Genomic DNA, 18,208 nt, shown 5'->3' with positions numbered 1-18,208 from the left:
TGAGTGTAGGTCTTGCTGTCACCGTCTGTGAGCGGAATTGCGGGATCCCTTGCGGGGGAGGATTACTGGGTGGGGCGCTCGAACTTCTCTTCGCGCCCCAGCTTGCGCAACCGCACCCACTCACGCAGGCCCGCCGGGTCGCGGCGCGTCACCAGGAAGTACCACCCGAAACGAATCCACTCCTGCGGCAACAGCTTCCGGAGTCCGGGCTGTGACAGCAGGTAACCTCTGTTGCGGTAGGTGAAGTACCGCTTGGTCTCGTTGTCGGGATACTGGGTGTGCATCCGGCCACCGAGGATCGGCTTGAATTCGTCGGCTCCGTCGGGATGCAGGTACGCGGTCTGTAGGCAGGTGCCGAACGGCAGGCCGGAGCGCACGAGACGCCGGTGCACCTCCACCTCGTCGCCGCGTACGAACAGCCGCAGATCGGGAACGCCCACGGCGTCGATCGCGGCGGCGGTGAACAGCGCGCCGTTGAACAGCGACGCGATACCGGGAAGCAGATCTTCGTCGCCGAGTTCGTGACGCCAGCGCCGCCATACGACCCCGCGACGCAACGGGAACGCCAGGCGATCGGGTTCGGCGATGTCGCACACCACCGGCGACACTTCGGCCAGGCCGTTGCGTTGCGCGCACTCGAGGAGTGTCGCGAGTACCTCGGGTCCTTCGGGGCGACCGTCGTCGTCCGCGAGCCACACCCGGTCGGCCCCGAGCGAGAGTGCGTACAGAATGCCCAGCGCAAAACCGCCCGCACCGCCGAGGTTGTGCTGGGAGCCCAGATAGGTCGTGGGCACGTCGGCCCCTTCGACGAGTTCGCGCACGGCGTCCTCATCGGCGTTGTCGACCACGACGAGATGGTCGAGCGGGCGGGTCTGGGTGGACAGAACCTTCAGCGACTCGGCGAGCAGTTCGCGGCGCCGATGGGTGACGACGACCCCGATGATGCGTTCGTCAGACACTCTTGGTGCCTGACGTGGCCGTCGCGTCGGAGCCGTTGCGCAGGGCGCTGCGTTCACGTTCGAGTTCGAGGTCGTGCAGAACCGTGCGTACGTGGTCGCCGGCCTCGTCGCCTTCGTACGCCCGCACGACGTGCTCGATGTCGCCGCGTTCACGGATCTGCCCGTGGTCGATCCACATCGCCTGGTCGCACAGTTGCGCCAGGAACTCGTTCGAGTGGCTCGCGAAGACGAGGATGCCCGACCGCGCGACGAGGTCCTGCAACCGGACCCGGGCCTTCTTCATGAATTCCGCATCGACTGCGCCGATGCCTTCGTCGAGCAGCAGGATCTCCGGATCGATGCTGGTGACCACGCCGAGTGCGACGCGCACGCGCATACCCGTGGAGTACGTCCGCAGCGGCATGTTGAGGTAGTCGCCGAGCTCGGTGAAGTCGGCGATCTCGTCGACCTTCTGGAGCATCTTCTTGCGGCTCATGCCCAGGAACATGCCGCGGATGATGATGTTCTCGTAGCCGGAGATCTCCGGGTCCATGCCGACACCGAGGTCGAACACGGGCGCCACCCGGCCGTTGACCTGCGCGAATCCGCGGGTGGGCTCGTAGATGCCGGACAGCAGGCGCAACAGCGTGGACTTGCCGGCACCGTTGTGGCCGACGAGTCCGACGCGGTCGCCTTCCTTCAGCGACATCGTGATGTCGCGCAGGGCCTCGACCACTACGACGTCCGAGTTGTTCCGGCCGATCGAACCGCCCGCTTTACCGAGGAACGCCTTCTTCAGCGACCGCGTCTTGGCGTCGAAGATCGGGAAGTCGACGCACGCGTCGCGCGTTTCGATGCTGACACGGGTCACGATGTGGCTCCAGAGGCTGACACGGGTACCGAGGGTACCCCGCGCACCTACAGGTACTGCCCGGTGCCGGGGTGCCCGGGGCCGTGACCCGGCTGCTCGCCGCCGCGGGAGACCGTTCCGCCCAGCCCGGGTGGAAGCGCGCCCTGCCGCATCTGCTCGAGTTGTGCGCGGGCAGCCATCTGCTGGGCGAACAACGCCGTCTGGATGCCGTGGAACAACCCTTCCAGCCAGCCCACCAGCTGGGCCTGGGCGATGCGGAGCTCGGCATCGGAGGGCACGGAGTCATCGGTGAAGGGCAACGCGAGGCGTTCGAGTTCGTCACGCAGTTCCGGCGCGAGCCCCTGTTCGAGCTCGCTGATCGAGGACCGGTGGATCTCCTTGAGCCGGGTACGGCTGGCGTCGTCGAGAGGTGCCGCCCTGACCTCTTCCAGAAGCTGCTTGATCATCGTGCCGATCCGCATGACCTTGGCCGGCTGTTCGACCATGTCGGCGAGGCTCTCGCCGTTTCCTTCCGCGTCGTTCCCGCGGTCCTTCTCTGCGCCGGTCGCCGCCCGGTCGGCTTCCCGCCGAGGGACGCGGACGGGCTGGCCGTCGGGGCCGATCACAAGAACCTGGTCGCTGTCCGGATTCGTCATGGCTCCATTCTGTCCCCTCACGCCGACAACCGTCGCGGGCACGCCCTTTCCCGGCGGGAAAAGTTCGCGGCCGCGAGGGAGCGCTCCGGTGAGCCGGGGCAGGATTCCGGGCGCGCGAGTCCGCTATACCCCGGCGCCGACGACCACAATTGACACAGGGTTTTAGAGTGTCAGCCATGGCTTACGACGTTGCCCGGATCCGGGGGCTCATCCCCTCGCTCGGCGACGGCTGGGTTCACCTCGATCCGCGCGCGGGAATGCAGATCCCGGACGCGGTGTCGCGCATGGTGTCGACGGCCTTCCGGAACGCGTCGTCCTCGGCTGTCGGGCGGCACTCGTCGTCCCGCCGCAGCGCCGCGATCCTCGAGGCCGCACGCGTGGCCGTTGCCGACCTCGTGGGCGGCGATCCCGCAGGTGTGGTGCTGGGCCCGAGCCATTCGGTGCTCTTGGCGTGGCTCGCGGAAGCGCTCAGCTCCCGGCTCGGCCTGGGCACCGGAATGGTGCTCTCCCGCCTCGACGACGAAGCCAACATCGCACCGTGGTTGCGTGTCGCGAGCCGGTACGGCGCCCAGGTGCGCTGGGCCGAGATCGAGATCGACACCTGCGATCTGCCCACCTGGCAGTACGAGGAACTCATCACGCCCACGACCCGGCTGGTCGCACTGACGGCGGCGTCGTCGATCGTCGGCTCGGCACCCGATGTGCGCGTCGTCGCGGACCTTATCCACGATGTCGGCGGGCTCATGGTCGTCGACGCGGCCGCGGCGGCCCCGTACGCCCACATCGACATGGAAGATCTGGGAGCGGACATTCTCAGCATCGATGCCGCAGCATGGGGCGGACCACAAATCGGCGCCCTCGTCTTCCGCGATCCCTCTCACCTCGATCGCGTGCCCGCAATGTCGCTCGATCCGCATGCCCGCGGGCCCGAGCGACTCGAGGTCGGCGGACACCAGTTCGGCCTGCTGGCCGGGCTGCCCGCGTCCATCGACTTCCTCGCCTCGCTGGACGACTCGGCATCCGGCAGCCGCCGGAACCGCCTGGAGACGTCGATCAGCTCGATGCAGGACTATCAGGACGGCTTGTTCGACCGGCTGCTCAGGCAGCTCGACAGTCTCACCGGTGTCATGGTGCTGGGCAAGGCGCCCAGCCGGGTGCCTACCTTGAGCTTCACCGTGGAAGGCATACCTGCGGAGAAGGTCGCCGCACACCTGGCCGACCGGCGAATCGAGACGGTGGCGAGCACCCGCGGAACGAGCCGGCTGCTCGACTCCCTGGGAGTGAGCGACGAAGGCGGTGCCGTGAGCATCGGTCTCGCCCCGTACACCACCAGCTTCGACATCGACCAGCTCGTCCGCGAGCTACGCAACCTCTGACCGGTCAGGTCCGGGCGACCCGCAGCACCACCTTGCCGACAGTGTCGGGACTGTCGAGCATCTCGTGCGCCCGCGCGGCTTCCGTGATGGGCAACTCGGCGTGCACCACCGGCTGCACCTTCGCCTCCTCGATCAGCGGCCACAGGTGTTCACGCACCGCCGCGACGATCGCACTCTTACCCGATTTGCCGGTGTCCGGACGGCCGCGCAGGCCCGTCGCGATCACGTGTCCGCGCTTGGCGAGGAGCTTGCCGAAGTTCATCTCGCCCTTGGTGCCACCCTGCATGCCGATGACGACGAGTCGTCCGTCCGGCGCGAGCACGTCGATGTTGCGGGACAGATAGGCCGCACCCATGTTGTCGAGCACCACGTCCGCGCCACCGAACGCGTTGCGCACTTCGGCCACGAAATCCTGGCTGCGGTAGTCGATTGCCAGATCGGCGCCGAGTTCCCGGCACCGCTCGAGCTTGCCGGCCGACGCGGTGACCGCGACCTTGGCACCGAGCGCCTTACCCACCTGGATCGCGTGCGTGCCGATACCCCCGCCGCCACCGTGGACTAGCAGCACGTCGCCGCGTTCGAGTCCCGCGGTCATCACCACGTTCGACCACACCGTGCAGGCGATCTCCGGGAGCGACGCAGCCACGGCGATGTCCATTCCTTCCGGCACGGGCAACAACTGGGCGGAGGGCACCACGACCTGCTCGGCGTAACCACCGCCGGTCAGGAGCGCACACACACGATCACCGATGTTCCAGCCACTGACGCCTTCACCGAGTTCGGCGATGACGCCGGAACATTCGAGTCCGAGGATTTCGCTGGCTCCGGGCGGCGGGGGGTAGAGCCCGCGGCGCTGCAGAAGGTCCGCGCGATTGACGGCGGTCGCTGCGACATCGAGGAGGACCTGTCCGGGGCCGACCGTGGGATCGGGACACTCTGCCCACCGGAGAACTTCGGGACCACCGGGTTCGGTAACGACGATTGCGTGCATGACCCCGACGCTAGCGTGTGCGGCCCGCGGTGTGGTTATCCCATCTCGGCGCGCATGTCGCTTCGCCGGGAGAACCTTCGCGCCCGAGTCCGCCTTAGACTTTCCGGGTGACGAGCGAACAGGACGAGCCGAACTGGTTGACCGCGGAAGAGCAGACCGCCTGGCGCAACTATGTGGACGGCAACGCCCGCCTGATGGATGTGCTCAACCGAAACCTGCAGGAGCGACACGGATTGTCGCTGGCGGAGTACCGGATCCTGGTCCTGCTGTCCGAGTCGGAGCACGGCTCGCTGCGTATGAGCGAACTCGCCGACGGTGTCCTTTCGTCGCGCAGCCGTCTCACCCATCAGATCCGCCGCATGGAGGAACAGAACCTGGTCGTGCGCGGGTCGTGCCCCGAGGACGGTCGCGGGGTTCTCGCATCGGTCACCGATGAAGGACGTCGGCGGCTCGCCGAAGCGGCCCCCACCCACGTCCGCGCCGTCCGCAACAACCTCATCGACCGGCTCTCCAAGAGCCAGGTCAAAGCACTCGCGCAGATCTTCGGCCGGATCGACGAAGCCCTCGCCGACCACTAGGGCGCGGATGCGGTTAGGATTTGCGACGGAAGCGTGGCAGAGCGGCCGAATGCACTCGCCTTGAAAGCGAGCGTGGCATAAAACCCACCGGGGGTTCGAATCCCCCCGCTTCCGCCAAGGTCAGGGGCGGTTTTGAGAAACCGCCCCTGACGTCGGAAGATCCAGCAACGTTCCGATGTGACACAGCCATGACACGCGATCGTTAGTATCGCGAGCGTGGCGTTGCGAAATGGCGTTCAGAAAGTCGAGCTGCCGAGCGGGGACATCCGGTATCAGGTCCGGGTGCGGGTGGCCGGCCCAGACGGCGCGAGACGTCAGCTGCGCAGAAGATTCGAGACCTCGAAGGCGGCGGGGGAGTTTCTCGACGAGTTGCAGGACACGCTCAAGAAGGAAACCGCTCAGGCTGCGGCCGACGAGGCGGGTGTCGTCACGGTGGCTCAGGCGGTCGAGCGCTGGCTCGCGGCGCAGCGGATCAACCCGACCACGCTCGCGGCCTACACGGCGGCGCTGGCGCCACTGGTCGACCGGTTCGAAAGTCGCGATGTGCGGACGATCGGCGACAGCGAGGTTGAGCAGCTCGTGCAGGACCTGGCTGCTGGTACCGGGCCAGGCGGGCGGAAGTGGAAACGAACCTCGATCAACCCGATGCTCGCGCGCACCAAGGCTGTCTGGAAAGACCTGGAGCGGCGGAAGGTGCTTAGCGACAATCCAATCCAGTACATTAAGCCGCTACGCAAGAAAGACGACGCCGACGCCTACGATGGCGCCCTGGACTTGTCCGACCGACTCGGTGAGAACGAGGTTGCGCGGTTGGTGAAGGTGCACTCCAGGGTGGATCTGCCCCTGGTCGGCGGGCCACGGTCGCCCCAGTACATGGCCGTGGTTCATGCGCCGATGGTGCACCTTGCGTTGATCGGGCTGCGGCGCGGTGAGCTGGCGGGGCTGCGTTGGAGCGCAATTGATTTGGATGCCGGCCGAATCACGGTGGCCGTGCGGACCCGAGTGCGCGTGACAGGCCGCACGATCGATCAGGGGAACGGCAAGACCGCCCGTGCGCGGCGATCACTGAAGCTGCCAGCCTTGGTGCTGACCGTTCTGCGGGGCACGCAGGAACGACAGCAGATCGCCAGAAAGCGCGCTGGTGACGCGTGGGTAGGGGAGCGAGATCTCCACGTGCTCACGCACTGGGACGGGCGGCCAGTGGCACCGCGGACTCTGGACGACTGGTGGAAGGAGGCACTGCGGTACGCCGGGGTCCCCCACCGCAGGCTCCACGCCGCTCGCCATACCGCGGCGTCACGGCTGATCGCCGCGGGAGCGACACCGTCCGCGGTTGCGGCGTGGCTCGGTCACGCAGACGGGGGGACGCTCGTGCTGCGGACCTACGCCCACACCGACGCGTCGGAAGTGGACGCACTGGCTGAACTGCTGGGGTAGGTGGTGGGTTCGTCCGAAAAAGCTCGCGGTCAAGATTCTGTTATTCGAGTTAGTTATTCGGCGGCAGGATCTGCCTGGGGAAAGGCGATGTTTCGAGTTAGTCGGTAGGAAAATAGTGGCTCTGACCTGCCTTTATGTCGCTTGCGCAGAGTCGCAGCGCTATGGCAGCCTGCTGTTGCAGCCTGGTCGGATGGCTGAAGGGAGCCGCCAATGACAACACCGAGCAAGGGCCCGCGCACGATCATCACTTCACGCGTTCCCAACGACGTTTTCCGCATTCTCGAAGATCGACGACATGCCGCCGGCGTGAGCTCTGTGAGCCAGTACATCGCCGATCTTCTCGCGAGCTACGCCGGTCGCGCTGATCTGATTCGTGAGCTCGATGAGAAGGCTCTGCCGAATGGGGCTGTGACTGCGGCCTGAGGTAACAGAGCCTCCCCACAACAGGGACCCCACCCACCACGCGCGTCCTCGACACACACTCAGCAACACAGCTCAGCTCGACAAAGAAAACCCCCGTCACCGTTGCACCGGGGACGAGGGTTTTCGATTGAGTTCTGAGTGAGAACCAAGGTACGAACTTGCTTCTCGGTGTTGCACTTCCCCGAAGGGACTGTCTTGCCAGACAGGTCTCAGGGTACAACGCACCCTGACATAGGTTCAAGATCTAACGGACGTGGGGGCGAGTCGTCGCCCGACGTCGTGTGGCGATTCCTCCCCCCCCTGATGGCCGCGCGGCGCTCCATGCGCCTGTCCGAGCCCAGCGACGACGGCAAGTTCGCCACCTCGTCCGGCCTGAAGAGCCGACTACCCGGTTCTCCGGCAGCCGTGCCGCTCTACAACAAGCACGGCCGCACCGTGCTGCTGGCGCTCGACTTCGACGCGAAGCGCCACGGCGCCGCCCAGGTCGACGCCGATGTCGAGCGGATCCTGGCGTGGCTGCACGAGTGCGGCGGACGCACGGTCACCGACCGATCCACCAGCGGTGGCCGGCACGTGCTCGTACCGCTGTCCACCGACACGCCACTGCGAGTCGAGGACCTCCGAGAACTGCTGGATGCGCTCGAGGAGCGCCTGCCGACCTTCGACAAGTCTCCGATGCTCGGTAACTCGCACGGCTGTATCAGCGTCCCCGGGTCGTTGTGCCGCGAAGGCGGCCACCGACGCCTCGACGGCCCCCTCGCAGCCGCAGTCGAGGCCTTCACCCTGCGATCCGACCACGGTGTTGTCGCCCGCCTGGTCGCTCTGCTCGGCGGTGCCGATGCGCGCCAGTCTCGTCCTCGCACTGCGGTCGCGGTCGTGGAGGCTGCGCTGGCCTGCGAGGAGCGTCTCGTCGGTGTCGGCGACGACCGCCGCCTGCATCCCCGCTACCGCCTGACCAGTGCCATACCGACGCCGGTGGCCACGTTCGCGCGGACCGGCAAGATCACCGACTCCTCCCGCTGGCCGTCGCCCTCCGAGGCCAGGCAATCGGTGATCAGCAGCGCCGTGCTGCGTGGCGCCAGCGCCGCCGACATCGAGGCTGCGCTCGGGACCGCCGACTACGCCGGCCTGCGCAAGGCCTACGCCCGGTACGTGGCCCCGCGTCTAATTGCCAAATCCCTGCGGGGGGACGTTGCGAAGGCTCTGACCTGGGCCGCGAGCGTAGCCCCCCAATTCCGTGATCCCACGCACGAGAACAAGCACACAGGGGGGTGCAGGGGGACCGATTCTTCGCGCAGCGATCCGATCCGACGCCGCTGGCTCGCCGCCGCACAAACCTGGATCGATCAGGAGTTCCCCGGATCCCGCCAGCGACCGATCCTGCTTGCCGTCGTGCAGGCCCTCGCCTACACCTCTGATCTGGCCGGCGAGCTCGTCGAGGGTGTGCCGGTGGTAGCCATCGGCGGCCGGAGCCTGTCGCACGCGGCCGGGCTCATATCGGAGTCCACGGTGTGGGCGGCGCTGCGACTGCTCCGAGACACTCCGGGGTCACCGGTGCTGCGTGTCGCCCGCGGTGCAGGTCAGCTCCCCGACCGGTACGCCCTGACCACGCCTGCAACTTCAGCGCCTGACAGTGCCGCGATCGAGCGGGCCCGCGTCGAGCCTGTTCACCAGGCCTGGAGCGTGCTGGGGTTGCGCGGCCGGACCATCTACCACCTCATCCACAGCGGTCAGGTGAGCACCGTGGACGCGGCGTTCGCGGCCGCCAAGATCAGCCGGTCGACCGGCTACGCGATCCTGACGGATCTGCTGGTTGCCGGACTGATTACCCGACAGAAGGGCACTGTGGGTCCCGGAGCACGATCACTGGACGATGTGGCTGACGCTGCAGGACTCGACATGGTCGCGGCCGAACGTATTCTGAGGCACCGCGCCGAGCGTTTGCTCTGGCATGCGTGGCTCGCGAACCGGCTCGGACCGCCGCCGCCTGATCGCAGCGATGCACATCAGCGCGACTTCACGCTGGCTGTCCCGGCCGCGCTTGGCCTCGACACACGCGACAGCGAACTGATATGGGCGGCAACGATAGCCGCTGGCCCGCCGCCGGCGGACCCGCACTTCGAAGCGCTCGATCTGCTCAGCGACACGCTCGGCGCGGCGATCATCGCGGGACGAGCTGAGCGCTGCTGCTACGGGGTGCGTGAAGAATCGCGCTGGACACCGGTCCACGCACCGCCAGATAGGTGGGGCGACAGGGCTAGAGTGCTGCGATGGTCAACATCTTGAATCGCGAACTCGCGCTAGGGGTGTCGAAAGAAGTCGAAACCGCGTTAGCCGACGAGAAGGAGAGCACGCATGGACGGCGCGCCTGAAGAGGTTGCCAGCGAAGACGAAAGCGTTGACATGCGGCCTGATGAAGTGGAGCAGAACAGCTCGGATGCTCTGGAAGTCGCACCATCGATGACCCTCGTCGAGGTGACACCCGGTGTCGCAGTGGTGTTCGGTGAAGTCCCCGAAGGCCTCGAACTCATCAGCCTCGATCTGGTGCCATCATTTGATCGGACACAGCTCTCGACTGCTCTGGGTTCGCTCGGCAACGTGGGCGCGATAGTGGGAAACGTTGCGGAGGCTGTAGCAAGTGCGCAGGGTCTCTACCGGGTCAACGATGCGACGCTGTCCCTGCTGAAGAGCGGCGGGCAGATGGCCGGAAAAGACGGCGCACTGCTCGGAGCGATCTTCAAGGATGGTCAGGTGGTCGCGCAGGCACGCTTCATTCCGGCTTCGATGACGGCCGCCGCGGCCGCCGCAGCGATCGGCCCGGCCGTGGCCATGATCGCGCTCCAGATGCAGCTCGGTGAAATTTCGGGTCTCGTCCGCACCAACATCGCGCTCACTGCACAGGTACTCAAGACTATCCGGAACGAGCAGTGGGCCGAACTTGAAGGGCTCGCGGAGGCCGTCGACGAGGCGATCAAGGAGGCTCGCGAACTCGATACCATCACGGACTCTGTCTGGGAGCCCATCGCTTCTAGCGGCCCCAGGATTCACAAAGAGTTGAAGCTCTATCGGAAGAACGTGGTCGGACACGTTCAGGAGATACGGAAACTGGACGGACGCGCGCGCCGCCAGTACCTCGAGTCCAACGCCGAAGCGATCGTCTTCGACACGTATGCGCTGCTCAGTTCGCTGAAGACACGCGCCGAGTACCAGGCGATTCGTGCTTCGCTCGCCCGAACCCGAAGCGTCAGCGACGAGAGCGAAGCGCAGCTCTTCGACCAGATCGCGCGGAACCTACCCGCCGAGATCGAAGAGTCCCTCCATGAGATCAGGCTGCTCACGGCATCACTCGTGCGCGAGTTGCGGATCATCGCCGAGCTCCCCGGCCGAGCTACGGCTCCGCTCACGAAGAAGCGCAAAGACGCGAAGGCAACCCGACTGACGTGCAAGCAGCTCCTCGAAGCCATCGAACCACTGGCCAACACGCTCCATCCGGCAGCCGAGATGCCTGCTGTACCAGAGACTCTGTGCGCGCCCTCCGACCTTGATCTTGAACCGTACCTTCATGTCCTTCGGTGGTTCCTCGAGGACGGCGAGACGCTTCGCAGCGTCGCGTTCCCCTACGAGACTGGCGCTCACAACCTCACTGGAGTCATACCAGCGCTCCTCGCTAAACGAGTTGACGCCACCTGGGACGCACTCGCTCCGGGCAAGGCCGGCGCAGTGGTCGAGAAGCTCGCTTCGAGCACCTTCGTGGCAGTAACTGACCGCCGGATCGTCACCGCCACCCCGAGAACCCTTCTGCGGCACGGCGAACTCGGCTCGATCTATCCGCTGGACGAGGTTAGGTACGTGCGCCCACGCTCGAATCACGATGCGGGTGTGCGCCCAACCATCGGCATAACCACGGACCGTCGCGACGTCCAGTGGATGTTTCCGGCTGACGCCGACCACGAGCACATCGACAACCTGGCTGCGGTGATCTCAGACGGAGCATCAGTCACAAGCCAGGCTCCCGCGGAGATCGACCACTCGGTCGCACCAGGCATCACCGTCGGTTCCTGAACACGACGACACGGCGGCAGCGCCGTCGCCGTGAACGCGACGGTCTGCTGGCCGAACGTGTCGGGAGCGGCCCGGTCGATGCTTGACAACGCGGAGACCTGCGCCGATCGGGGTGCTGTCGGCGGTAGCATCGACGCAATCTCAGTGAAGGGCTGATCCCGAAAGAGCAGCGACCGGGACAGGCTTCCCTGCTTAGCGACTCCGGCGAATAAGACCAGTTCGGCGCCCTGGTCCTCTACTCAAGCTCGTCAGGTGGCCAGTTGGCCGGTCAATCTACCCGGCACTCGACGACATACGCGCTGAGGTGGCCTTTTGCCGGAGACGCTGCGGGAACCGAAATTCTCGTCGGTGATCGCGCAGAAATCAGGAGCTACTGAGCTGACTCGATGCTCGGCAGCAACACCAACAGCCAGCGCAACCGAGGTTTCGGGTTCGGCGACTGATCATCTGAGGCCGGGGGCCCGCCGCCGATGCGGCTTCACCGTTGCCGGGCCGCTGAGCGACGAGGCATCCTGGCGAGGGACTGGTGAGAAAGGACCACCGCCGTGCCATCACTGAACATCACGTTCACCGACGAAGAGCACAGGGAACTGCGGGAGGCTGCCGAACGCGAAAACGTGTCGCTGAAAACGTTCGTGCACGATGCCGTCATCGCCGCTGCGAGCTCGAGGAAGCGGCAGGTTGCGGAGGTAGCGAAGAGGGTCGCCACGGTGTCCGCCGAACTGAACCGCAGGCTGGAATGACAGACCCGTCTGCCGGGCCGGCGCTGTCCGACCACGACGCCACGCTGCTGGCCGAGGCCGGTTTGGTCACCGACCCTGCGGCCGCCATGGCGGCACGCGTGGATCGGGACATCCGCCTGCAGGACCTGGTCCAGAGTTCCCTGTCGGTCGCTGACGCCGCGGAGCGCCTCGGTGTCACCACCGCCCGCATCCGCCAGCGTCTGGCCGACGGCACCCTGTGGGCGTTCGACTCGGGCCGTAACCGGCTGCTGCCACCCGGCCAGTTCACCGCCGACGGCGCGGTACCGCACCTGGAGAAGATCTTGCCGCTGCTCGGCAAGGAGCTGCACCCGCTCACGGTGCAGGCGCTGCTCACCACGCCGCAGCCGGCTCTGGTCGTGGACGGACGCCCGGTGTCGATCGTGGCGTGGCTGACCGGCTGCGCGGGCACCGCGACCGAGATCGAGCAGGCCGCCGACGTGATCCGCGCCGCCACCTGGGAATCGGCGTAGATGGGCGCAGTGACCCTGCCACCGCCGCCGGCGGTGGCAGCGGTTCGTGATGCCGGAATCCGGCCCAAGGAACTGATCACCTGGCAGCCAGCCGAACTGCTGTGGCGGGTGCAGCGCACCGCCGGCGGTCACGTCCTGCCGTGGAACAGCATGCGCACGTTCGGGCCGGTCCTGCGGTTCGACCACCATCCGCTCCCGCGAGGTGAGCATCCCGACTACGGCATCTGGTACGGGGTCTCCAGCCCGCGCGGCGCCCTGGCCGAGGCATTCCAGTCGGCGCGGGTCATCGACCGCCGGTACGGCGACCCGTACCTGACCGGCTGCGGATCACCCGGCCGCTGCAGCTGCTGGATGTGTCCGGGATCGGCGGCGGCGCGTGGGCCACCCGCGTCGGCGGCAATCATGCCCTGGACTCGGCTGCGCACGGCCCCAGCCAGCACTGGGCCCGCACCATCCACCGCGCGCACAGCGGTCTCGGCGGCATCATCTACCGGGGCCGCTACGCCGGCAGCGTGTGCGTCGCCCTGGTCGAACGCGCCGCCGACGCGTTCCCTGCTCGTCCGGCGCTGTCGCTGCCGCTCGCCCATCCCGCGCTCGACCGCCAGATCGCCACGGCCGCCCATCAGCTCGGCTACGCGATCGTCTGACCTGGCTGGGCACACTGACTGCGCCGCCGCACCACCGATCACCCACTACACAGAGAAGGAGCGCTGCCAACCATGATCACCGTCGCCGACTTGGCCGGCGTCGTGTTCTCCGCGGGACGTGTGTTTGACGGCCTCGCCACCGGGCGCCTCGCGACCTCGAACTTCCTGCGCTCAGGAAGCCTGGACGGTGTCACTTCCCGCGCCGACCTGGCGCTGCTCGAGGACCTCCGGGACGTCGCGCAGTTCATCATCGACCGACACGAGCAGCCGATCGACGCTGCTTACGTGCGCGCGATCAACGCGCAGATCACCCGCAGCGGCGCACTGCACCCCGGCAAGCTGCGCACCGACGACCAGCAGATCGGCGTCGGAACCCGCTACGGCCGGCACACACCGCCCGCACTGACCGAGGAGGGGCTGCCGCAGCTGATCGACTCTGCGACCCGCAGTAGGGATGTCGCAGAGAACGCCCTGGACCTGTTCGTGGAGCTCGCCAAGGCGCAGCCGTTCGAGGACGGCAACAAGCGCACCGCATTGTTCGCCGCGAACAGCCTGCTCACCGGCCACGGCCGGACGCTGGTCGTACCCGTCGACGAGCATGACCCCCAGGTGGCCGACACCTTCAACGACCGGCTCGCCAAGGCGTACGTCTACGGCGAGCACGAGCCGGTGAAGGCCATGATGCGGGAGCGCGGAGTCACCCCGCTTCCGAACTGGAGCAAGCAAGTCCGCCGGCAGGGCCTCTACGACCGCTCGAGCCGGCCACAGAACCCACCACCGACGAGCTGACGTTCGCCCAGCTGTAGCCTCTGCAGCAACAAGGAGGATTGAGTGAGAAAAGTTGTGACCACTGCCGTGTTGGCAGTGGGTGTCTGCCTGGCGGCGACGGCGTGCCAGGCCTCGACCGAGGCCGAGGAAGGTACGCCGACCTTTCCGCGGGCTGTGTCGACGGCGTCCAGCAGTACCGCTGTGCCTGCCCCCACGGCGCCGGTGGAGATCAGTGGATCCGGCGAGTCGGTCCAGACGGCCAACCTCGAACGAGGTGGTTACATGGTCCAGTACACGAACACGTCGGGTCATCTGATCGTGAAGCCGGTGAATCGCGACGGGACGAAGGGGTCCTCGTTCATCAACGCCAATGAGACGTCGGGTGTCACCACGTACGCCTCCACGGGCCCGGTGACCCTCCAGATCGAGAACACCAGGGGACCCTGGACGCTACGTTTCGTACCCCTCACGTAGCGAAGAGCCCGACCATCCGGCTGCTGCCTCGCCCCGCTGACAGAACCCGCACTCTGCCTTCACCGGCAGGTGCGGGTTCTTCTGTTTTCGCCCAGCTCAGTGTCGTCACCGGAGCGCTGGTGGATCACGTGATTCCGAGACCATCGGCGAGCGTAAGCAGACTTCGACCGGCCGTCCGGCTTGCGTAGGGCACCGGGGTGCAGGTCAGCACGCCAACCCCACCGGACAGGCCCGGCCGCGCCCACGGGTCTCGACCGGCCCGGTCAGGCCGTGGTCGACTCCGGCTCCGATGGCGGTGTTGCCGCATCGAGGTTGTCGAGCATTGTGGCCAACGTCCGCAGGACAGTCTCGTAGTTCTCGGAGAGAGCTCCCTCGGACGCGATCTGTGCGGTGCGGGCCTGCATGCGGCCCACCTGCTCGAGCAGTGCGTGGCCCGCATCGGTGGTCTGCATGGCGGTCGTGCCCGGCTCGATCGGATCCAGGCGTAGCCAACCGCTGGCGGTCAGCGAGGCGAGCAGGTCGTCGATCTGGCTTGGGGGTGTAGAAGGCTGTGGCTTCCGCGGAGAACTGCTCCAAGGTCAGATTCGGGTCATCCTGCGCGGTGCGCAGCGCCTGCTAGTGGCCGCGGCCGACGCCGTGCGTCTCGCGCAGGACCTCGTCGACGTAGCGGTGCAGAGCGTTGTCGACGGATCTGATCAGGTAGTCGAGCGGTGGCTTCGTGCTCATGCGGAACCACTCGGCGGAGTTGTCGACCAGATCGGTCGCAGCGTGGAGGTCGAGCGTGATCTGCAGCATGGGGCGCGTGGGTCCTTCTGTGTCAGAGAGGTTTTCGTGGTCGCGTCAGCTCCCGCCGCCGGTCCCCGGCGGTGCATTCGGCTGCGAGACATGCACTGGCAGCCCTCGAGCTGACCCACCCCTGCACACGCGACGATCGAATATAAAAGCCTGATACTTCGTAGATACTTGGTACGGTGTCGGTATGACCAAGATCGAAGACACTGTCGTCGTGTTCACCGCCAAGAGCCTGGACAAGATCCTCAGAGAAGGGGGCTCCCAGGCGTGGGTGCTCGACCCCACTCGTGCCAAGAAGTGCGAATGGTTGGTGTGCACGCAGAATGCGCACAACGCGGAGGACTACGCCGACGGCAACGAGCCCCACGGCAGCGCATTCATGATCGGTCGCATCTCTCGAATCAGTCCGGCCACGGACACCGACGGGCGGTGGAGGATCGAGTTCAGCGAGTACGCCCGCATCGACCAGGCCGACGTGTGGGCCGGCGATCGAAATCCGGTCCGCTACGCCAACCTCGACGCCCTCGGGATCAGTCTCGACGGAGTGGACTTTCAACGGGTGGAACGCGAAACCGCTGTGGCGGCAACGCTACCCGCGGCGTCTGCGGCTCTCACGATCGCGCAGGCCAAGGCCGGGCTCGCTAAAACCTATGGCGTGGACACGAGCGCCATCGAGATCGTGATTCGCGGATAGCGGCGACCGAAAGCAGGAGCGACCCCTGAGTGCTGTGATGCACCCAGGAGTCGCTGTCATCACCGGTAGACAGGGAGGAGAACCGGCTACCGCACGGCCTCGACGATGCGCTCCGCGAGATCGGCGGACACCGACTCCTTGACCACGGCTTTGACCTCGGCCACCGCCTCAGCGACGGCACCCTTCAGCTCACGGTCGATGGCGCCGGCAGCCTCCTTCCGCGCCACGTAGGCGATGTACAGGACCGTCTTGTCGTTGCCCCAGCGAGAGATCTCGCCGCGCTCGGTGACCTTCCAGGTCAGCTCCTCCTTGGAGGAGGTGACGATCAGCTCACGGAGCGTGAACGCATCACCCGTCGGCTCACCGAAGCTGTTGGTCTTGCGGATCTCGCCGTGGATCACCTCGTAGATGATCGCGTCGACCTTCGCGCGGTCGGCGTCGGAGATTGCCTCGCGGCACCCCATGGTGAGATCGTGCGATGGCAACGACATCGAGGAGTTCCGAGCCGTGGTCGCCCGGGACGACGAGACAGGCAACGACATGCGCAACCTCTCCCCGCTGTGGGTGCTATTCACCCAAGACGAGCGCCGGCAGTTCCTCGAGGAGTTCTGGGCGCACTGATCCGCGCGAGTGTGAGCCCGACGCCGTGAGAACATCACCGCATGCGTCACGGGTACCCAGCCAACAGCCCCACCATCCGCCGGCACGGCCGCGCTATCGGGTTCAGTCCCTCGCCGAACGGCTGCTACATCCGTGCGTGGTGGGCGCACGACGGGAACCCGATCGGCGCCTACTCCTCCTTCGAGGACGCCGTCGAGGCCGGACTCGAGGCCCTCGGGTGTGACGACCGCGCCGACGTCGAACAGGAAACGGCACGCATCACCGCCGAGTTCCACGCGGTCGACTGGCCGCACGTCTGACACACCCGTCCCCGGCCACCGAACCCGCACTCTGAATCGACGCAGGGTGCGGGTTCTCTTTCCGTACTTCCGCCATCACGCCCGCCGGCGTCACGGTGGCGCAGTATCGCCGCACAGCCGCCACTGAACGGCTGCACTGCGGCTGCTCAGCGGCGAAGGAGGGGCCGCTACATAGCGGCGGATACGCCGTTGAGCGGCTACACACCATCCGCGCACCAGCCGCACTAGGTACGCCAGGACGTACAACGGACAGACAGACGCCGCAGATTAGCCACACAGAGGCTTCACGGTGGCGGTTGTGTGGCGGTATCGCCCATTCGGTCACAGTGCGGCGTCACTGCGGTGACACAGTGGCCGTAGAGCGGCAGTTCTACGGCAACAGTGCGTCTGATGTACGCACAGTGGCGGCGCACTATCCGCGCAACCGCCAATCAGCGACCCGGCTGCGGAGGCTGTACGGCGGCAAGCCGCCGGAGAGTGTCCGGCCACCATCCGCACAATGGCGTTTCTGTCGCACCGGCCGCCGAGACGCCACTACGGCGCCGCAGGAACACCACGGCGACGCCGCAGAACCGCCACAACCCCTTGACCTGGGCTTTTGTGGCCACTCACGGCGGCCGGCGACCCCGGCCACACCGTTCCCGCGATTCTCTACGGCCGCCAAGAATGGCTCCTGCGCCCGGTGAAAACTTCCCGCAGCGGTGATCTCCATACCCAATCCAAACTAACGCGAATAAGCCGAATTCCGGGCATACGAAATACCCATTCGACGCCCGTTCCGGGAGCCTTGCGCCCACCAGGAACAGGGGCGGAAACGAGCACTGCGTGCCCAATTCTGTTTGCCGTCCCCGCGATACTCCCGCACCGATACGAAGCAGCTCCTGCGGCGCACGTGGGACCAGGTGAGCGATGCGGAGGTGAGTGACCTGGCGGCCCAGGACGCTGCGCGCCGGAGCCGGTCGCAGAAGGACTCTGCGACCTACCCACGTGCGCCGCAGAAGCCGCCCTGTTCCCATCAGCCGGCGCAGGACCCTGCGGCCGGGGAAAGCCGGCCGCCGCCGGCAGCCACCCCGTACCGGGGATGGCTGCAGCGATACCTATAGCGATCTCTTCGCGCTCCGCGAATGTCAAGCACCGACCCTTGAGGTTACGACCTCGGCGGGGACGGACTCCGCCGCAACTGGCGAGCCATCTGGTGCCCTGCTTCGTGAACGTGCCGGCCGCTGCCGTGGCGTCCGTGATGAACTCGCCTGCGGCCATCCCCGCCCAGAACGTTTGAAAGATCTCAGGAACCATCCGGTGAGAATAGGCAACCATGCGCAACCCTTCTGATCAGTGGTGTTGCGATCACCGCGTGAACCCACGGAA

Annotated in this window: 19 protein-coding genes, 1 tRNA gene and 2 pseudogenes; 14 read left to right on the top strand and 8 right to left on the bottom strand. The window is 66.5% G+C overall.

Annotation, left to right across the window (positions count from 1 at the left end; translation table 11 throughout):
* Positions 1-62 precede the first annotated feature (62 nt).
* Genes ACLQ3J_RS10830 through ACLQ3J_RS10820 form a run of 3 tightly spaced genes read right to left on the bottom strand, consistent with a single transcriptional unit; the run spans position 63 to position 2,444 of the window.
* On the bottom strand, positions 63-959 hold the full coding sequence (locus ACLQ3J_RS10830; RefSeq protein WP_425903210.1) for a glycosyltransferase: 897 nt from the start codon (positions 957-959) through the stop codon (positions 63-65).
* Positions 952-1,812, bottom strand: coding sequence for an ABC transporter ATP-binding protein (locus tag ACLQ3J_RS10825; protein ID WP_425903520.1), 861 nt, complete (start codon positions 1,810-1,812; stop codon positions 952-954). Before ACLQ3J_RS10825 ends, ACLQ3J_RS10830 begins: the two co-directional genes overlap by 8 nt.
* Positions 1,813-1,856: 44 nt before the next feature.
* Positions 1,857-2,444, bottom strand: coding sequence for a bacterial proteasome activator family protein (locus tag ACLQ3J_RS10820; RefSeq protein ID WP_169620754.1), 588 nt, complete (start codon positions 2,442-2,444; stop codon positions 1,857-1,859).
* Positions 2,445-2,620: 176 nt separating this feature from the next.
* Here ACLQ3J_RS10820 and ACLQ3J_RS10815 point away from each other — a divergent pair, with 176 nt between their 5' ends.
* On the top strand, positions 2,621-3,820 hold the full coding sequence (locus tag ACLQ3J_RS10815) for a cysteine desulfurase-like protein (RefSeq protein ID WP_169620753.1): 1,200 nt from the start codon (positions 2,621-2,623) through the stop codon (positions 3,818-3,820).
* Positions 3,821-3,824: 4 nt separating this feature from the next.
* Here the strand turns inward: ACLQ3J_RS10815 and ACLQ3J_RS10810 are convergent, their stop codons facing one another.
* Positions 3,825-4,811 carry an NAD(P)H-quinone oxidoreductase gene (locus ACLQ3J_RS10810; RefSeq protein ID WP_296550032.1) on the bottom strand — a complete coding sequence of 329 codons (987 nt, stop codon included), beginning with the start codon at positions 4,809-4,811 and terminating at the stop codon, positions 3,825-3,827.
* Positions 4,812-4,918: 107 nt separating this feature from the next.
* Here ACLQ3J_RS10810 and ACLQ3J_RS10805 point away from each other — a divergent pair, with 107 nt between their 5' ends.
* The 11 genes and pseudogenes from ACLQ3J_RS10805 (at position 4,919) to ACLQ3J_RS10755 (ending at position 14,434) form a co-directional block, all read left to right on the top strand.
* On the top strand, positions 4,919-5,389 hold the full coding sequence (locus ACLQ3J_RS10805) for a MarR family winged helix-turn-helix transcriptional regulator (RefSeq protein WP_296550030.1): 471 nt from the start codon (positions 4,919-4,921) through the stop codon (positions 5,387-5,389).
* Between the two features lie 27 nt (positions 5,390-5,416).
* Positions 5,417-5,506 (top strand) — tRNA-Ser (locus tag ACLQ3J_RS10800).
* Between the two features lie 99 nt (positions 5,507-5,605).
* Positions 5,606-6,826, top strand: coding sequence for a tyrosine-type recombinase/integrase (locus tag ACLQ3J_RS10795; RefSeq protein ID WP_425903208.1), 1,221 nt, complete (start codon positions 5,606-5,608; stop codon positions 6,824-6,826).
* Positions 6,827-7,036: 210 nt separating this feature from the next.
* On the top strand, positions 7,037-7,249 hold the full coding sequence (locus tag ACLQ3J_RS10790; protein ID WP_107986266.1) for a toxin-antitoxin system: 213 nt from the start codon (positions 7,037-7,039) through the stop codon (positions 7,247-7,249).
* Positions 7,250-7,570: 321 nt separating this feature from the next.
* The gene (locus ACLQ3J_RS10785; RefSeq protein ID WP_425903206.1) at positions 7,571-9,535 is read left to right on the top strand and encodes a hypothetical protein; all 1,965 of its coding nucleotides are present in this window, start codon (positions 7,571-7,573) and stop codon (positions 9,533-9,535) included.
* Positions 9,536-9,604: 69 nt separating this feature from the next.
* Complete coding sequence (locus ACLQ3J_RS10780) at positions 9,605-11,311, top strand: hypothetical protein (RefSeq protein ID WP_425903204.1); 1,707 nt, start codon at positions 9,605-9,607, stop codon at positions 11,309-11,311.
* A 545-nt stretch (positions 11,312-11,856) separates the two neighbouring features.
* A complete protein-coding gene (locus ACLQ3J_RS10775) occupies positions 11,857-12,054 on the top strand; it encodes an antitoxin Phd (protein WP_425903202.1) in 198 nt (65 codons plus the stop codon).
* Positions 12,051-12,545, top strand: a complete 495-nt coding sequence (locus ACLQ3J_RS10770) for a hypothetical protein (RefSeq protein WP_425903201.1) — start codon at positions 12,051-12,053, stop codon at positions 12,543-12,545. Before ACLQ3J_RS10775 ends, ACLQ3J_RS10770 begins: the two co-directional genes overlap by 4 nt.
* A pseudogene (locus ACLQ3J_RS10765) lies at positions 12,546-13,192 on the top strand (RES family NAD+ phosphorylase).
* Between the two features lie 72 nt (positions 13,193-13,264).
* Positions 13,265-13,981 (top strand): Fic family protein, encoded by a 717-nt coding sequence (locus tag ACLQ3J_RS10760; protein WP_425903199.1) that lies wholly within the window; start codon positions 13,265-13,267, stop codon positions 13,979-13,981.
* 42 nt (positions 13,982-14,023) lie between these two features.
* Entirely contained in the window at positions 14,024-14,434 is a 411-nt protein-coding gene (locus tag ACLQ3J_RS10755; RefSeq protein ID WP_425903198.1) for a hypothetical protein, read from the top strand.
* Positions 14,435-14,697: 263 nt separating this feature from the next.
* On the opposite strand, the gene ACLQ3J_RS10750 is transcribed toward ACLQ3J_RS10755, so the two are convergent.
* Together ACLQ3J_RS10750 and ACLQ3J_RS10745 are read right to left on the bottom strand one after the other, a co-directional pair.
* Positions 14,698-14,886, bottom strand: a complete 189-nt coding sequence (locus ACLQ3J_RS10750; RefSeq protein WP_425903196.1) for a hypothetical protein — start codon at positions 14,884-14,886, stop codon at positions 14,698-14,700.
* Positions 14,887-15,049: 163 nt separating this feature from the next.
* Positions 15,050-15,229, bottom strand: coding sequence for a hypothetical protein (locus ACLQ3J_RS10745; protein WP_425903195.1), 180 nt, complete (start codon positions 15,227-15,229; stop codon positions 15,050-15,052).
* A gap of 184 nt (positions 15,230-15,413) precedes the next feature.
* Here ACLQ3J_RS10745 and ACLQ3J_RS10740 point away from each other — a divergent pair, with 184 nt between their 5' ends.
* On the top strand, positions 15,414-15,920 hold the full coding sequence (locus ACLQ3J_RS10740) for a hypothetical protein (protein ID WP_425903193.1): 507 nt from the start codon (positions 15,414-15,416) through the stop codon (positions 15,918-15,920).
* Positions 15,921-16,006: 86 nt separating this feature from the next.
* On the opposite strand, the gene ACLQ3J_RS10735 is transcribed toward ACLQ3J_RS10740, so the two are convergent.
* Positions 16,007-16,411, bottom strand: a complete 405-nt coding sequence (locus ACLQ3J_RS10735; protein WP_425903192.1) for a hypothetical protein — start codon at positions 16,409-16,411, stop codon at positions 16,007-16,009.
* 171 nt (positions 16,412-16,582) lie between these two features.
* Here ACLQ3J_RS10735 and ACLQ3J_RS10730 point away from each other — a divergent pair, with 171 nt between their 5' ends.
* Positions 16,583-16,840, top strand: coding sequence for a hypothetical protein (locus ACLQ3J_RS10730; protein ID WP_425903190.1), 258 nt, complete (start codon positions 16,583-16,585; stop codon positions 16,838-16,840).
* A 1,086-nt stretch (positions 16,841-17,926) separates the two neighbouring features.
* Here ACLQ3J_RS10730 and ACLQ3J_RS10725 read toward each other — a convergent pair.
* A pseudogene (locus ACLQ3J_RS10725) lies at positions 17,927-18,157 on the bottom strand (IS30 family transposase); the annotation flags it as partial.
* Positions 18,158-18,208 lie beyond the last annotated feature (51 nt).

This window comes from Rhodococcus sp. DT1, assembly GCF_049844875.1.
Taxonomy (GTDB): domain Bacteria; phylum Actinomycetota; class Actinomycetes; order Mycobacteriales; family Mycobacteriaceae; genus Rhodococcus.
This window is presented reverse-complemented; position numbering and strand designations above follow the sequence as displayed.

Excerpts from the sequence above, each read along its gene's own strand:
- ACLQ3J_RS10820 (WP_169620754.1), bottom strand. The coding sequence starts at position 2,444 with ATGACGAATCCGGACAGCGACCAGGTTCTTGTGATCGGCCCCGACGGC.
- ACLQ3J_RS10815 (WP_169620753.1), top strand. The coding sequence starts at position 2,621 with ATGGCTTACGACGTTGCCCGGATCCGGGGGCTCATCCCCTCGCTCGGC.
- ACLQ3J_RS10810 (WP_296550032.1), bottom strand. The coding sequence starts at position 4,811 with ATGCACGCAATCGTCGTTACCGAACCCGGTGGTCCCGAAGTTCTCCGG.
- ACLQ3J_RS10790 (WP_107986266.1), top strand. The coding sequence starts at position 7,037 with ATGACAACACCGAGCAAGGGCCCGCGCACGATCATCACTTCACGCGTT.
- ACLQ3J_RS10785 (WP_425903206.1), top strand. The coding sequence starts at position 7,571 with ATGCGCCTGTCCGAGCCCAGCGACGACGGCAAGTTCGCCACCTCGTCC.
- ACLQ3J_RS10780 (WP_425903204.1), top strand. The coding sequence starts at position 9,605 with ATGGACGGCGCGCCTGAAGAGGTTGCCAGCGAAGACGAAAGCGTTGAC.
- ACLQ3J_RS10770 (WP_425903201.1), top strand. The coding sequence starts at position 12,051 with ATGACAGACCCGTCTGCCGGGCCGGCGCTGTCCGACCACGACGCCACG.
- ACLQ3J_RS10760 (WP_425903199.1), top strand. The coding sequence starts at position 13,265 with ATGATCACCGTCGCCGACTTGGCCGGCGTCGTGTTCTCCGCGGGACGT.
- ACLQ3J_RS10750 (WP_425903196.1), bottom strand. The coding sequence starts at position 14,886 with ATGCAGACCACCGATGCGGGCCACGCACTGCTCGAGCAGGTGGGCCGC.
- ACLQ3J_RS10745 (WP_425903195.1), bottom strand. The coding sequence starts at position 15,229 with ATGCTGCAGATCACGCTCGACCTCCACGCTGCGACCGATCTGGTCGAC.
- ACLQ3J_RS10740 (WP_425903193.1), top strand. The coding sequence starts at position 15,414 with ATGACCAAGATCGAAGACACTGTCGTCGTGTTCACCGCCAAGAGCCTG.
- ACLQ3J_RS10735 (WP_425903192.1), bottom strand. The coding sequence starts at position 16,411 with ATGTCGTTGCCATCGCACGATCTCACCATGGGGTGCCGCGAGGCAATC.
- ACLQ3J_RS10730 (WP_425903190.1), top strand. The coding sequence starts at position 16,583 with ATGCGTCACGGGTACCCAGCCAACAGCCCCACCATCCGCCGGCACGGC.